This is a genomic window from Mesorhizobium sp. M0045, assembly GCF_040323385.1.
GTDB lineage: Bacteria > Pseudomonadota > Alphaproteobacteria > Rhizobiales > Rhizobiaceae > Mesorhizobium.
On the sequence record NZ_JAMYUY010000001.1, the window covers coordinates 355364 to 369263 of the forward strand.

Consider the following 13900-nt stretch of genomic DNA (forward strand, 5'->3'; position numbering starts at 1 on the left):
TATCCGTGATCAGGCTACGGCCTAAGGCACGTTGCAGCCCGTTCCGGATCAACTGGGAGGTAAACAACATGCCTGATTTTCAGCGCAGAGAACTTCTTGTTCAAGGAAGCGCGGCTCTTGCCGCAATTGCTGCTCTCTATACCTCGCGTCGGGCTTACGCTTTTCCAACACGGCCGAGCGAGGAAGTTATTCCATGGCTGGATCAGCCGACCGAAAATCCCGATCCGGTAGGTATCCAGAAGCAGCTTGTCTGGGAGGATTTGGATAGCTGGATAACGCCAAACGACAAGTTCTTCAGCATCTCGCATTTCAACCGACCAACGATCGACGAGAAGACATGGTCGATGGAGATCGGAGGCCTGGTCAAGAAGCCCTTAAAATTGACGCTCGCCGACATCAGGGCACGACCGCGGCAGGAGGTCGTTTTCACAGTGGAATGCTCGGGCAACCACGGGTTTCCCTTTTTCACCGGCGGCATCGGCAATGCCCGCTGGGCTGGGACGCCGCTCGCCCCGATCCTCGAGGAAGCCGGCGTTCTGGAGAAGGGCATCGAGGTCGTCTTTTTCGGTACTGACAAAGGCGAGGTCGCAATACGCGACGTCAAGATGCAGCAGAACTTCGCTCGCAGCATGTCGCTCGCCGACGCGATGAACCCCGATAATCTCCTCTGCTATGAAATGAATGGAGCCGTCTTGCCGGCGCCCAATGGCTTCCCGGTACGGCTCATTGCGCCAGGCTGGTACGGGATCGCCAACGTCAAGTGGCTAAAGCGCATCGAGGTTCGCGATACGCGGTTCATGAGCCTTCTGATGGCCCGTGACTATGTGACCATCCGGGAGGAGGACCACAACGGCGAGACCGTATGGGCCGAGACGTCAGTCGGGCGAGCGCTGATAAAGTCCGCGCCTGCGAAGGTTACCCGGAAAGACTCAGATTACCGCATCGTTGGCGCAGCCTGGGGGGCGCCGATCGACCGGGTCGAAGTGCAAATCGACCAGGGGCCTTGGGCACCAGCGACCATTGACCACAGTGAGGAGGCAGAACACGCCTGGAAAATTTGGTCCCTGGCTTGGGCAAATCCCTCTCCTGGAGAACACACGGTGACCTCGCGCGCGGTCAGCACCACGGGACAAATTCAACCGGCGATGGACGATCCCTTGATTGCCAAGAAACACACATACTGGGAGAGCAATGGCCAGGTGACGCGCCGCGTGCGTATCGGCTAGAGCATTTTGCAGCTAAATGGAGTCATTTGGCGTCCGCATAAATGCGGCAAAACAGATAGTTAGAGCGGGTTACCGGTTCCAGGAGAGCCGGAACCGCTCTAAGAACTTGCTGCCATGTGGCACTTGCGTTTGGGTCAACCAGGAGGAGGCTGCCTGATCCGAAGGCTGGCGCCGCTCTATATCGAGCATGGCGGCTGTGGGCCGTAGATCCTCGTCGCGACGATACCGCTCCCCGAAATTGGAAGCGGAGCCCTTCAGCTTGGTGACCGAGGCGATGGCAGACTTGTTCGGTGGCGCAACCTTGGCCACGTCGCCTCCGCGCGCCATCTCGGCAAGCCCCTCACGGATCAATCGTACCGATCTCCGCATCGGGCAAGCACCAGGGTGCGTAGCGGAAATCGCGGATCTGGACGACCAGCTCGTCCCGCCATTCGACCAGCATGAAGCCGCGCACGGCGCCGTCCGGGTCCCCAGGGTTGCGGATGAGGATCGCCGGCCGCCCGTCGACAAAGCCCAGCGACAGCGCCCAATTGGTCGCGCGGTCGTAATTGCCGAAATAGGTCGACACTTCGGCCTTGCCGCGCAGGCGGACGCGGTTGACGACATCGAGCCGGACGTCCTCGGCGATCAGAGCCCTGACCGCGTCGAAGTCGCGCGCGTTGAACAGGTCGACATAGCGCCGCAGCCGGCGCTCGTCATCGGCGTCGAGCCTCGGCGCGAGCGCCTGCGCGGGCTGCAGCGCCAGCAGCTTGAGCTGCGCCCGCCCGCGATGCAGCGCGGCCTTGGTGGCGGCGAGCGTCGCGCCGGTGACTTCGCAGGTCTCGTGCAGGTTGAGGCCGAGCACGTCGACCAGGATCACGGCGCTGCGCTGCGGCACCGAAAGCTGCATGAAGGAGCGCAGGCCGGTCTGGGCGGCGAGCCGGCTGTCGGCGCTACCGGAGGGGTCCTCGATGACGCTCATGTCGGCCTCGGTCATGCGCGACCTTTCCCGATTGCGCCGCCGCAGATGATCCTGCGCGGCATTGTGGGCGATGCGAAACAGCCATTGCTCCGGCCGTTCGACCATCGCGCCGCCGTCGATCGCCTGTAGCGCCTTGATCAGCACCTCCTGGACGATATCCTCGCCGTCGATCACCGAGCCGGCCATGCGCGCGCAGTAACGATGCAGCCTTGGCCGCAACCCGACGAGCATCGCCTCCAAAGTCGCCCTGTTCATTTTCGGCGTACCGTCCCATTTCTGCGCGAGCGGCATGGCAGGCGCTACCCGGCTTTTTGATCCGCCAGCATACGGTAGTTGCCGATGACTTTGACAGGCGATCGCATTGCCGGGGTGGAGCGGCGCTGGGCGTGGTTTTCCGTAAACGCCTTGAAGGCCGCAAGCCCGGTCAGCGTCGACGAATCGCCGTCCTGACCGACGATGTGGACGAACGAACCATCGTCCAGCTCGAGCACGAGATAGCGCACCGTCGGCGGTGCCGCCTCGCCCAGCGCTTCGAACACTTTTTCGACCAGCGCGCGGTTATTGTCCAGGTCGGCTTGGTTCACACCATATCGAATGAGCGCATAGTTCATCGTCGTCTCCTGACTGGTTGGTATGAACGAAGGACGACCGGTCGCGCCGAAAAGATTCTCACTACCGAAGAATCTTTTCGGTTGCCCGCATCGTCTTTTCCGCGTGGGCGGCTGCGCGGCAGCCATCAAGCAGGAGAGACGATCATGCATATCCAGTTTGCCGAGCTTCCAGTGTTCGACCAGGACCGTGCCAAGGCGTTCTACACCAGGCATCTCGCCTGTCAGGTGCTGGCCGACCAGAAGATGGGCGATGGCGGCTGGCGCTGGATCGAGCTGGCGTTTCCGCATGCCGTGACGAACCTGCATTTCATCAGGCGCGCCGACGACACCCCCGCCGCGGAGCCGGTATTGGTGCTGGTCGACGAAAATGTCGGAGCAATGACCGCGGCGTTGAAAGCGGGCGGCGTCGAGATCGTCACCGAACCTCATGAGGCGCCGTGGCAGCCGGGCCGCACAGTGGCGGAGTTTCGCGACAGCGAAGGCAACCGCATGGTCCTCGCCAGCCGATAAGCCTCCGGAACCCTCTGTCTGGCGGGGCGTCGTACCTAAGTCCTACCTCCGGCCGGACCATCGGCCGTGCTTCCTTCGCATTATTATTTCGTGACCTCTGCGCGCCGGAACCTTCCCTTGCATCGGGCGTTCGGGCGCTGTATTCGCGATGCCTCATATTTAGGCAGGCGGAGGAAATGCGAATAAGGGCGGGTGGCAAAACAAACATGGGCCGGGGAGGAGCATCTTACCATGTCGAACCGTAAAATCGGAATGTCCCACAGTTTGGGGCTGCGCGTTGCTGACCTCAAAGCCAGAATGCGAAGCGCCCAGATCACCGAGCACGAGATGAAGACGTTTCAGAAAGTTGCCGCCATCATGGGAGGCGCCGAAGGCTCCCTGCGGCTGGATGCCGACGATCTGATCGCCGCATCCTTCCTTGCCGACCCCTTAGAAGATCTCCCGCTACCCAGGTGAAGGGGGTGAACGCTGGTCAAATCCTATCGGGATTGAACCTGCGATTCCCGCCGGCGGAGCATCCGCCAGCCCAAGCCGCATGCCAAGAGGACGTTGGCCAGCGCCAGACCGGAAAGCGCGGCCAACGTCCCATGCGGGCCGAAGCGCTCCAGCAGCAATGCGCCGGCCGAGGGTGCCGCCGCCTGGGCGATCAGGCTCGGCATGGCGAGGCGACCCATTAGTCTCGCATAGCCGTTCGAGCCGAACAGCGCGAGCGGCAGCGTTCCCCGTGCGATGGATTCGAGGCCGATGCCCGCGCCATAGAAACCGAGCGCGACCGGGATGATTGGCATGCCGGCCCAGAGCGCCGAAACGCCGATCGCCACAAAGGCAACTGAGGCGAACTTGGTCAGGATCGGATGGTGGTAGCGCGCAATCATCATCTCGATCGCGCGCGCCGCCACCTGGGACGGGCCGACCAGAGCGCCGAGCCCGACGGCTGCGGCCAGCGCCATGCCGCTGCCCTGCAGGATGGTGAGCAGATGCACCGACAGCGTCGAGGAGATTACCGCCGCAAGCGTGAGGGTCGCGGCCAGAACGATCATGATCGACGGATCCATATTGTTTTCCAGGACCGGTGCCGCCTCCTTCAATTCTGGTTTGACTGCCGGTTGCGGCGCCGCGCGGGGCAGGATCACCAGATAGAGCGGAAGCGCAATTGCCAGCTGAAAGGCGGCGTAAACCAGGCAGGTGCCGCGCCAGCCGACCTCCCCCAGCAGCAAGGCTGAGATCGGCCAGCAGATCGTGCTCGCAAGACCGCCGAACAGGGTCAGCGCGGTGATGGCGGAGCGCGCGCCGTGGCCGTAGTGGCGGCCAAGCGTGGCGAAAGCGGCATCGTAGAGCCCCGCACCCATGCCCAGTCCGATGATCAGCCAGGCAGCGATATAGGCCGCAAGGTTGGGAGCAAGGGCTAGCCCGATCTGGCCGACCCCGATGCATCCGGCGCTGAATGCCAGGACGTTGCGGCCGCCATGCCGCTCGATCGATGAACCGACGCGCGGAGAAATCAATCCCGCCATGAGCAAGCCGAGAGACAGCCCGCCGACAACCCATGCCAGCGGCCAGCCGGTATCGGAGGAGACCGCCGGTGCAATGACCGCGGGAAGATAGTAGGACGATCCCCACGCCATGATCTGCGTCAGGCCAAGCGTGGTTATGATCATGCCGCGGCTGCGCAGGACGGCCGTCGAAGGCGGCGAAAGGCTCATGCCGCGACGCTGCAACCGCAACCGCTTTTGCCGATCGTCTTCGCCTCGACATCGGCGACACAGCAGGCATCCGAAGCGGCGGGCGCCGGGCCGCCGCAGCACCCCTTGTCGGCAGTACCGATCGTCGGCACGGTGCAGACGCCGGTCTCCGGCAGCACGAGCTGGACATTGTCGGCCGCCACCATGTCGCCGGCGATCGCTGCGGCGACGGAGCGGACCTGCTCATAGCCGGTCAGCAGCAGGAAGGTCGGCGCGCGGCCATAGCTCTTGATACCGACCGTATAGAACCCTTGCTCTGGATGGCTGAGCTCGCGGTGACCGTGCGGCGGCACGTCGCCGCAGGAGTGCTCGTTGGGATCGATCAGCGGCCCCAGTGCCTTGACGCTTTCCAGCCACGGATCGAGCTCGAGCCGAAGCTCGCGTGTCAGCGACAGATCCGGGCGTTGTCCGGTCGCGGCGATGATACCGTCGACCGGGCCAAGCGCCTGCAAGCCGTCCTTGGTCTGGCCTTCGACGACCAGCCGTCCGTCGGCATCGCGGATCGAAACAGCCGCAAAGCCCGTCACCAGCCTGACGCCGCCGCTCTCGGCGAGTTCGCGCACTTCGGCGCCGAGTTCGCCGCGTGCCGGCAATTGGTCGGCATCGCCGCCGCCGTAGATGCGCACCAGGTCGGTGCCGCGCGTTGTCCAGATGAAAGCCGTGCCGGCGTCCACATTTGCCAGACTGGCGAGATCCAGCACCGCATTGGCCGCCGAATGGCCGGAGCCGGCGACCAGCGTCGTTTTCCCCGCATAAAGGCTGCGGTCGCGGCCGAGAATATCGGGGATGCCGTAGGCGATGCGGTCGGCAAATTCGGCTTCGCCTTCTGCAGGAATTCCGCCGGCGCCGAGCGGGTTCGGCATCTGCCAGGTTCCCGATGCATCGATGACGGCGCGGGCGCTGTCGCGCCTGGCGCCGGTGGAGGTTTCGACCACCAGCATGAACGGCCGGTTTTCGCGCTCCTTGCTCAGCACCTTGTCGGCGCCCCAGCGCGAAATGCCGACGACGCGGGCGCCGATTTCGATCGACGGCGACAATTGCGGAAGCTTTGCAAGCGGCTCGAGATAGTCCGCGACGAGGTCGTCCGCGGTCGGGAATGCCTCGGGCTCGCGCATCCGCCAGCCATGCGCCTCGAGCAGGTCTCTGGCCGCCCGATCGACGCAATAGCGCCAAGGCGTGAACACCCGGACATGGCCCCAATCCCTGAGATTGGATGCAACCGCATTGCCGGCTTCATAGACTTTGACAGGAACGCCCTGCGCGATGAGGTGGACCGCTGCCGCCAGACCGACCGGCCCGGCGCCGATCACCGCCACAGGGAGTTTTTCGATCGTATCCATATCTTCCATCCTTCCGGTAATTTCGAATTATAATGCCAAAAAAATCACGCCGCCGTTTTGGCGACCGCTTCCGCCGATGCCGGCGCACAGGTGCCGTCGGCGCAGCATTCGTCCGCGAGGTATCCGATGAGCCCGTTCATGGCGGGATAGTTGGCCCGGCAGATCAGCGTGGTCGCCTGGCGCTCCTGCGTTACCAGGCCGGTGTCGACCAGCCGCTTGAGGTGATGCGACAGCGTCGAGGCGGCGATGCCGAGCCTGTCCTGGATGCGCCCGACCGGCAGCCCCTCATCGCCGGCTCGCACCAGCGTCCGATAGAGCTGCAACCGCGTCGGGTTGCCGAGGGCTTCAAGTTGCGCGGCTGCTTTTTCGAGTTTCATGGAAATAAGCTATTTCCAGAATCGCTGCACGTCAAGAGAATTTCGACAAAGATTGAAATAAGACGATATTTAGCCGACGCGCTTACCGCTGGCGTCGATGACGGCCTCGCCGTCCTCCTTGGTGAACGGGCCGATATCCGGATTGGGCAGGATATCGAGCACCGCTTCGGAGGGTCGGGCGAGCATGGTGCCGAGCGGCGTCACCACGATAGGCCGGTTGATCAGGATCGGATGCGCCAGCATGAAATCGAGGATCTCGTCGTCGCTCCACTTGGGGTCGCCCAGGCCGAGTTCGCCATAGGGCGTGCCCTTCTCTCGTAGCAATTGGCGCGGCGTCATGCCCATCGCCGCGATCAGCTCGACGAGTTTTTGCCGCGATGGCGGGTTCTTCAGATATTCGATCACCTCCGGCTCCTCGCCGGACTGCCTGATCATGGCCAGCGTGTTGCGCGAGGTGCCGCAATCGGGGTTGTGGTAGATGGTGATGGTCATTGCGCAGCTTTCATCTGTCGGACTGGTTTCGGTTGGACGAGCAGCCACCCTGCCAATGCCATGGCCAGCAACGCGCCCAAAAGCTCGGCGGCGATGAACCCCGCCAGATCGGCGGGGCGGATCCCGGCAAACGTGTTGGAGAACGCACGGGCGATGGCGACGGCCGGATTGGCGAAGGATGTCGACGCGGTGAACCAATAGGCGGCGGTGATATAGAGCCCGACCAGCCAGGGGATCGAATCCGGACGTGAGCGCAGGCCGGCGAGGATGGTGAAGACCAGCCCGAAGGCGGCAACCAGCTCCGCAATCCATTGCCCGCTTCCGGTCCGCACCGTCGCCGACACTTGCAGGATCGGCAGTTCGAACATCGCATGCGCGAGCAACGTTCCGGCGATGCCGCCGGCAATCTGGGCGGCGACGTAAGCAAGCGCTGCGTTCGTTTCGATCTCGCGTCGAAGCGCAAATACCAGCGTCACCGCGGGGTTGAAGTGCGCTCCGGATATCGGCCCGAATATGGTGATGAGCACGACCAGGATCGCCCCGGTCGGCAAGGTGTTGCCGAGCAGGGAGACGGCGACATCATTGCTCAGCCTGTCAGCCATGATGCCGGAACCGACCACGGTGGCGACCAGCAGAGCTGTGCCGAGGGCTTCGGCGGCAAGGCGGCGGGAAAGATTGGCCAAGACGAACCTCCCCCTAGCAGTTGCAGGTCACGGCCTGGATGACCGGCTGGCAAAGTTCCGGCGCGCCATTGCAGCAATCCTCCATGAGGTAGGCCAGCAGATCGCGAAAGCCGGTCATATCGGCGAAGTAGCGCACGCTGCGGCCCTCTCGTTCGGTCCGCACCAGGCCGGCATGGGACAGGATCTTGAGATGGGCCGACATCGTATTCGGCAACGCGGCGAGCCGTGAGGCGATCTCGCCCGCAGCTACGCCCTCGGCGCCGGCCCGCACCAAAAGGCGAAAAACGTCCAGCCGGGTCTCCTGGCCGAGCGCGGCAAGTGCCGAAAGGGCGAGCGTCTTGTCCATATTTCCAGATTTCCAGAAATGGGGAATAGAGTCAACGCGCCTGTGCCGGTGACGGCTCGCCTAGCTTATCAGCCAGGCACTGTGGCGGCGACCGCATCAGCGCGACCAAGGCCGGCAACCGCTTTTCTGACCCGCTGCAGATGCGCTTGGCGACCGGCGGCCGATACGCTGTCCATCCGGTAGAGCGCCACGAATTTGGTCCGGCACAGCGGATGGCAGACGGAGCGGAAGCCGCGCAGCAGGGTTCGCCGGCCGGGCTGTCCCATGATCCACGACATCAGCGGCGTGGCACCGCATGTGGTCATCGCCATCACCCGGCGTATGTGCCGCAATTTGGGCCGTGGACCGCGGCGTGCGGTCGGCATCTCGAAAGCGAAGCCCGGCACCAGCACGCGCTCCAGCCAGCCTTTCAGCATCGCCGGCAGGCCATACCACCAGGTCGGGTAAATGAAGACGACCGCCTCCGCCCAGAGCAGCTCCTGCGCATGTTCGTGCACGGGTTGCAGGTTCGCCGCCTTGTCGTGGTAGCCGCGCCACTCCTGCGTGCGCATGACTGGATCGAAGCCGGTCGCATAGAGGTCGAGCAGGTGGACCTGATGGCCGCGTTCGGCAAGCGTCTCCAGCACCATATCGCGGACGGCGCCATTGAAGCTGTCCGTGCAGGGATGGCAATAGACGACGAGGACCTTCATCTTGCGCTCAGCCCGGTCGGTCACGAGAGGATCGCGGTGGTGCCTGCAGGCGCGTCGCATGCAAACAAGCCACCCGCAGACATAGTCGATCAGCTGTTTTCATGCGAAGCCCCGCACCCCGTATCAAGACGCAACAGCTCCAGTCACGTCAAGGCCCGCTCGTTCGCTCAAAGAGAATTGCGCAGACATGGGCTTGCCGGAGGGCGCTGTCCCGGCCCTTCTGTCCCGCAAGCCGTCCGGTCCTTCAGTCGCCCATAAGCATTGCTTTCAGAGCATCCGCACCTAGCTTCAGGGCGTATCCAAAACCTCGGGAGAAAAAGATGCAGACAGGAAAACTGAGCGGCAAGATCGCCTTGGTGACTGGTGCCTCCTCAGGCATCGGCGAGGCCACCGCCTTGGCGCTGGCGGCCGAGGGCGCCACGCTGGTGATTGCTGCGCGGCGCGCCGAGCGCCTGGACAATCTGGCGAGGCGGATCCGTGAGACCGGCAGTGCAGCGCTGCCGATTGTCGTCGACGTCACCGACGAGACGCAAGCCACGGCGATGGTCGAACGGGTCCAGCAGGAGTACGGCCGGCTCGACATTCTGCTTGCGGTTGCAGGCGTCGGCGTCGCCGCGCCGTTCCGCAACACGACGCCGGAAGAGTACCGCCGGATGGTCGACGTCAACATTCTCGGGCTGCTTTATCCGATCCATGCGGCACTGCCCTCGATGCAGCGGCAAGGCGCCGGCCACATCGTCGTCGTCTCGTCCGGCACCGGCCGTTATATCCACCCTTCGGTGGTCTATTCCGGCACCAAGCACGCGGTGAGCGCGATGGCGGAATCGCTGCGCCGCGAGATCGGCAAGGACGGTATCCGCGTCACCTGCATCGAGCCCGGCGCCGTCAAGACCGAGTTCACCCAGAATATGCGCGCCGATGTGCGCCAAGCGGTCGAGCAAAGGCTGGGCGACATGGAGCAGCTGGAAAGCGAGGACATCGCCGCCGCCATCTTGTACGCCGTGACCCAGCCGCCACGGGTCAACGTCAACATCCTGACCCTCTATCCGACCGAGCAGGCGTGAGGGCCGCAAAGGTGGTACCCTGCCGTCCCCGCAGCCCTGCAGCATCATCCGCCGGTCATCAGCGCGAACACAAGCTGCCGCAGCTTGCCGCCCGGGCCGAATTCGACCCGGTCGAAATCGCGGCTCGCCTGCCGCTGTGCCTGCGAAATTCCGGCGAGACGTCTCGTCACTTCGGTCCTGATCTTGCTGCAGCCGCGGTCATCGGCGACGGTCAGGCCGATGGTGGCCGCCTCGATCTTATGCACCATGTCGATGATGCTGGCGCCATGCACCTTCTCGTGGGCGGCAAGGCCGGCTGAGAAGATCTCCCAGTTCTTCTGGATTGCGCCCGGCAGCCGCGCGGCCGGCTTCGGCAAGGTGTAGGTGATGATCAGCTTCGGCCGCGCCGACACCAGTACGCAGGCGTCGCCTTGCGGCTGGTAGTCCCTCACCCAGGTCAGCTTGAAATTGGTATGCGCGATGACGCGGCGCTCGCCGAGCAGCGGCCCGCGCCCGCCAATCGAGGCATAAAGCTCCGGGCCGGACTGCCCCGAGATGGCATAGGTCTCGACCTTCTCGACCGCCTGCCAGCCGGCATGCGCCAGCGATGTCGGCAGACAGGCGAGCAGCAGGCAAAGGCGAACGGCTGTTTTCATGCAAGTCCTCGCAGCCGCCGTGATCGATGCAAGTGGCGAGCAGTTCCCTTTCGCGGACACAGCCGGCAGCCGGCTATACTGGGATGCTCGTATACAAGAATCCACAGGCAACGCCATGTCGCCGCGACCGAACATTGCCCGGCAACGCCCTGCCCCCGGACCCAGCCTCCCGGTGTCAGCCTGCCGCGCGCTGTCTAACTTGGCCTGTGCTCGCGCAAGTCGGAGTGCGTTATCGCTTCTAGCTGACGCTTGAATGCTTCGAGTCGGGGTTGACATTCTGTGAAGGTGCGCCGGTTCTCCGATCAACTTGCCGCCAACTTCCCATGCGCATGCGTTCGGTCGGCGAGCGTTTCGATCACGCGACACTCGCCGACCCGCCCGCAGGCGCATTCCTCGACCATCTTCCGCAATTCCCTGCGCAGAGCCTTAAGACTGGCGATGCGCTTCTCCACCTCGACCAGCCGCGCCTTCGCGATCTCGTCGGCGCGGGCGCATGATTGATCCGGATCATCCTGCAGCGAAAGCAGCGTACGGATCGCATCAACCTCGAAGCCGAGTTCTCGCGCGTGCCGGATGAAGGCAAGCCGCGCCACTGCCCTCCTTCCATAGCGCCGCTGCTTTCCTTCGGTTCGACCCGTTTCGGGCAACAGGCCAATTTGCTCGTAGTAGCGGATCGTCGGTATTTTCACCTCCGCGCGACGAGACAATTCACCGATCGACAAATCCATAAAAAGCCTCTTGAACCTCTAGCCACTAGAGATCCTACAGTGTCTTCACTGAGGAGTCACCCCATGTCTGAAGCTTGCTGCGATCATAAAACCAAAAGCTGTGCGGGACCGGCGCCGCTGGTTCTGCCGGCGAAGCTGCACGGTCATTCACATGATCGTGCAGCGGAAGCCTCATGCTGTTCGGACGGCGTGCCGGTCTTTGACGGCATGAACCCGCGCTACAAGCGTGTGCTGTGGACGGTCATCGCTATTAATGCGGCCATGTTCCTGACGGAAATGACTGCCGGCTCACTTGCCGGTTCTCAGGCGCTGAAGGCCGACGCGCTGGATTTCCTCGCCGACACCCTCACCTATGGGCTGAGCCTCGCGGTCATCGGCGCGAGCTTGAGGACGCGCGCAACGGCTGCGCTGCTCAAGGGTCTGTCGCTCAGCCTGATGGCGCTATGGGTTTTCGGCTCGACCGTCTATCAGACGCTGATCCTCGGCGTACCCAGCGCGGAAGTCATGGGCATCATCGGCTTTCTGGCCCTTGCCGCCAATCTTGCTTCCGTTGGTTTTCTGATACCCTACAAGGATGGTGACGCGAATGTCCGCTCGGTTTGGCTGTGCTCGCGCAACGACGCGATCGGCAATATGGTGGTGATGGCCGCAGCTGTCGGCGTCTGGAGTACGTCAAGCGCATGGCCGGATCTGACCGTCGCCGCACTTATGGCCGGTATCTTTCTAACCTCATCGGTGCAAATCCTGCGGCAGGCCTGGAGCGAATACCGCGAAGGCGCACCAGACCGAACGACGGTGCCTGCCGAATGATCTGTTGGTTATGTGGGCAAGAGCGGATGTCCAGGATACCCGTCTCGTTGTCTATAATCGGGTCACGGAGCGACGCTTTGTGAAAGCGCCGCTCCCTGTCTTCCGCACGATCACGGCCTGATCACGCACGCTGCCGGAAAGGGCGACGTCTCCGACGGTGATCGTGACCAAGTCGCAACCCCGCAGCTTGCTGTCGATGGCAAGATCGAACAGCGCAAGATCGCGTTCCGCACCTGATACTGCAGTCGCGTTCGGATGCTCCAGACCTCTCGTGCCTTGGGCGGAGACTTCTGGCCGACGATGTGGCCCGTGTTCCAACTGGGCATGGTTCTTCTCCTATGCCGCCCTCCACAGCCGCAGCGGCCGATGCGGGCCTGCGAAATTGCAACGTCTAACCTGGAGCCGCCTCCGAGGATTCTATTCGGAAGGTTACCGACTTGCGCCGCGTCCGATGAAGTGGACCACGCAATGCGCGCGGTCGCGCTATTTGTTGCGCTTCTAAAAAGCGCAAGGGCTCAAGTCGACCAAGGACGCCCGTCTGGAGGAAAAATCGACTTCGCCGCTGCGTCGCCCCACGGATGAGGCGACCCACTGTTCCGCGGCGCTCGAGACGGCTCGCGAAACGGGCGACCCGCAGATGAATTTTTCGTGCTATGATGAGCTTGCAACACGCGTAATCTCGACCTCGGCAATATGGCAGAGGTCGAAAGTTATTGCCTTGGCACAGGAAGCTTTCGCCCCCGGCAACTTGATCGCCTCCGAAACGCTGGGTGTGCTGCTTTCCCTGACTGACCCAGGGCGAGGAGGTTGTCCATGTCCACGAGTAATGTTGACCGCCCGCTGCAGCCGGGCGACCGGGCGCCGAATGTTGTGCTTAATGCGATCTCACGCGAAGGCAAGATCGCGCTCGATGATTTTCGAGGCCGTAGCCCGTTGTTGATCGGTTTGTTCCGAGGCCTGCACTGTCCGTTCTGCCGGCGCCATGTCGCGGCGATGGCGCAACTTAAGCCGGCCCTGCGTGAGCAAGGCGTCGAATGCCTGGCGGTGGTCAATACGCCAGTCGAGCGGGCGCGGCTCTATTTCCGTTACCACCCGGCACCCGATCTTCTCGCTGCATCCGACCCGGAGCGGGCCTCGCACCGTGCCTTCGGCTTGCGCGAGGTCGGGATGGAAACGGTCATGGCGATACCGTTCCATCTCCCGGGCGAGTTGCCCGAGCCTATGGACGTCATGGCAATGAATGAATTTCTTAACAAGAAGGAAGGTTATGAGATTACGGAAGTCGATCAGCAGGCGATGGCTTCCAGCCAGGCGCAGCTTGTCGGTCAGTTCCTAATCGACCGGGCGGGCATCGTACGCTGGAACTTCACTGAAGTTCTGGAGGATGGCCTCAACACCTTCAGAGCGCCGAATCCCGAGGAATTGATGTCGGCAGCTTCCGAAGTTGCACATACTTAGGCTGCGGAACCAGGCTGCTGAAAGCTCGCTCGACGAGCACCGAACTGTGGTGATTTTGGATTCAACCATCATCGAGATGCTCAGGCGTGGAGAGCTAACGGCCGGCTGGCGTGCCGTCCAAGTGGTACAGCGCGTGGTCCAGGCGGAGTGGCGCGTGGTCGTCTTCGATCCCCATCAAATCCCCCGCATGAGTTAGGACGTCCCGTGGGCACTGGGATGGTTTGC

General features: G+C 63.1%; 18 protein-coding genes. 6 read left to right on the forward strand and 12 right to left on the reverse strand.

The window, feature by feature from the left end:
- Positions 1–68 precede the first annotated feature (68 nt).
- The gene (locus NKJ72_RS01795) at positions 69–1226 is read left to right on the forward strand and encodes a sulfite oxidase (protein WP_352475735.1); all 1158 of its coding nucleotides are present in this window, start codon (positions 69–71) and stop codon (positions 1224–1226) included.
- 69 nt (positions 1227–1295) lie between these two features.
- Here NKJ72_RS01795 and NKJ72_RS01800 read toward each other — a convergent pair whose 3' ends face one another.
- Genes NKJ72_RS01800 through NKJ72_RS01810 form a run of 3 tightly spaced genes read right to left on the reverse strand, consistent with a single transcriptional unit; the run spans position 1296 to position 2798 of the window.
- Positions 1296–1577, reverse strand: a complete 282-nt coding sequence (locus NKJ72_RS01800; protein ID WP_254819686.1) for a hypothetical protein — start codon at positions 1575–1577, stop codon at positions 1296–1298.
- Positions 1567–2478 (reverse strand): sigma-70 family RNA polymerase sigma factor, encoded by a 912-nt coding sequence (locus tag NKJ72_RS01805; protein WP_352475574.1) that lies wholly within the window; start codon positions 2476–2478, stop codon positions 1567–1569. The genes NKJ72_RS01800 and NKJ72_RS01805 overlap by 11 nt, the downstream gene beginning before the upstream one ends.
- An 8-nt stretch (positions 2479–2486) precedes the next feature.
- Positions 2487–2798 carry a hypothetical protein gene (locus NKJ72_RS01810; protein WP_352475576.1) on the reverse strand — a complete coding sequence of 104 codons (312 nt, stop codon included), beginning with the start codon at positions 2796–2798 and terminating at the stop codon, positions 2487–2489.
- Positions 2799–2942: 144 nt separating this feature from the next.
- Here NKJ72_RS01810 and NKJ72_RS01815 point away from each other — a divergent pair, with 144 nt between their 5' ends.
- On the forward strand, positions 2943–3308 hold the full coding sequence (locus NKJ72_RS01815; RefSeq protein WP_254819689.1) for a VOC family protein: 366 nt from the start codon (positions 2943–2945) through the stop codon (positions 3306–3308).
- Positions 3309–3539: 231 nt separating this feature from the next.
- On the forward strand, positions 3540–3764 hold the full coding sequence (locus NKJ72_RS01820; RefSeq protein ID WP_254819690.1) for a hypothetical protein: 225 nt from the start codon (positions 3540–3542) through the stop codon (positions 3762–3764).
- A 23-nt stretch (positions 3765–3787) separates the two neighbouring features.
- On the opposite strand, the gene NKJ72_RS01825 is transcribed toward NKJ72_RS01820, so the two are convergent.
- From NKJ72_RS01825 to NKJ72_RS01855, 7 genes are all read right to left on the reverse strand, one after another.
- Entirely contained in the window at positions 3788–5011 is a 1224-nt protein-coding gene (locus tag NKJ72_RS01825) for an MFS transporter (protein ID WP_352475577.1), read from the reverse strand.
- Entirely contained in the window at positions 5008–6390 is a 1383-nt protein-coding gene (locus NKJ72_RS01830; protein WP_352475578.1) for an FAD-dependent oxidoreductase, read from the reverse strand. Before NKJ72_RS01830 ends, NKJ72_RS01825 begins: the two co-directional genes overlap by 4 nt.
- Before the next feature lie 44 nt (positions 6391–6434).
- Positions 6435–6767, reverse strand: coding sequence for an ArsR/SmtB family transcription factor (locus tag NKJ72_RS01835; RefSeq protein ID WP_254819693.1), 333 nt, complete (start codon positions 6765–6767; stop codon positions 6435–6437).
- A 69-nt stretch (positions 6768–6836) separates the two neighbouring features.
- Entirely contained in the window at positions 6837–7259 is a 423-nt protein-coding gene (gene arsC / locus NKJ72_RS01840; RefSeq protein WP_352475579.1) for an arsenate reductase (glutaredoxin), read from the reverse strand.
- On the reverse strand, positions 7256–7942 hold the full coding sequence (locus tag NKJ72_RS01845) for an aquaporin (protein WP_352475580.1): 687 nt from the start codon (positions 7940–7942) through the stop codon (positions 7256–7258). The genes arsC and NKJ72_RS01845 overlap by 4 nt, the downstream gene beginning before the upstream one ends.
- Positions 7943–7955: 13 nt before the next feature.
- Positions 7956–8288: an ArsR/SmtB family transcription factor gene (locus NKJ72_RS01850; protein WP_352475581.1), complete on the reverse strand. Its 333-nt coding sequence runs from the start codon at positions 8286–8288 to the stop codon at positions 7956–7958.
- 68 nt (positions 8289–8356) lie between these two features.
- Positions 8357–8980 carry an NAD(P)H-dependent oxidoreductase gene (locus tag NKJ72_RS01855; RefSeq protein WP_502901820.1) on the reverse strand — a complete coding sequence of 208 codons (624 nt, stop codon included), beginning with the start codon at positions 8978–8980 and terminating at the stop codon, positions 8357–8359.
- Positions 8981–9300: 320 nt separating this feature from the next.
- On the opposite strand from NKJ72_RS01855, the gene NKJ72_RS01860 reads away from it, so the two are divergent.
- Positions 9301–10044: an SDR family oxidoreductase gene (locus NKJ72_RS01860; protein ID WP_352475583.1), complete on the forward strand. Its 744-nt coding sequence runs from the start codon at positions 9301–9303 to the stop codon at positions 10042–10044.
- Between the two features lie 44 nt (positions 10045–10088).
- On the opposite strand, the gene NKJ72_RS01865 is transcribed toward NKJ72_RS01860, so the two are convergent.
- Complete coding sequence (locus NKJ72_RS01865) at positions 10089–10679, reverse strand: DUF922 domain-containing Zn-dependent protease (protein WP_352475584.1); 591 nt, start codon at positions 10677–10679, stop codon at positions 10089–10091.
- Between the two features lie 302 nt (positions 10680–10981).
- On the reverse strand, positions 10982–11407 hold the full coding sequence (locus tag NKJ72_RS01870; protein ID WP_254819699.1) for a MerR family transcriptional regulator: 426 nt from the start codon (positions 11405–11407) through the stop codon (positions 10982–10984).
- Between the two features lie 63 nt (positions 11408–11470).
- On the opposite strand from NKJ72_RS01870, the gene NKJ72_RS01875 reads away from it, so the two are divergent.
- Both NKJ72_RS01875 and NKJ72_RS01880 read left to right on the forward strand, forming a co-directional pair.
- Positions 11471–12217 carry a cation efflux transmembrane domain-containing protein gene (locus NKJ72_RS01875; RefSeq protein WP_352475585.1) on the forward strand — a complete coding sequence of 249 codons (747 nt, stop codon included), beginning with the start codon at positions 11471–11473 and terminating at the stop codon, positions 12215–12217.
- Positions 12218–13030: 813 nt separating this feature from the next.
- Entirely contained in the window at positions 13031–13675 is a 645-nt protein-coding gene (locus NKJ72_RS01880) for a peroxiredoxin-like family protein (RefSeq protein ID WP_352475736.1), read from the forward strand.
- Positions 13676–13900 lie beyond the last annotated feature (225 nt).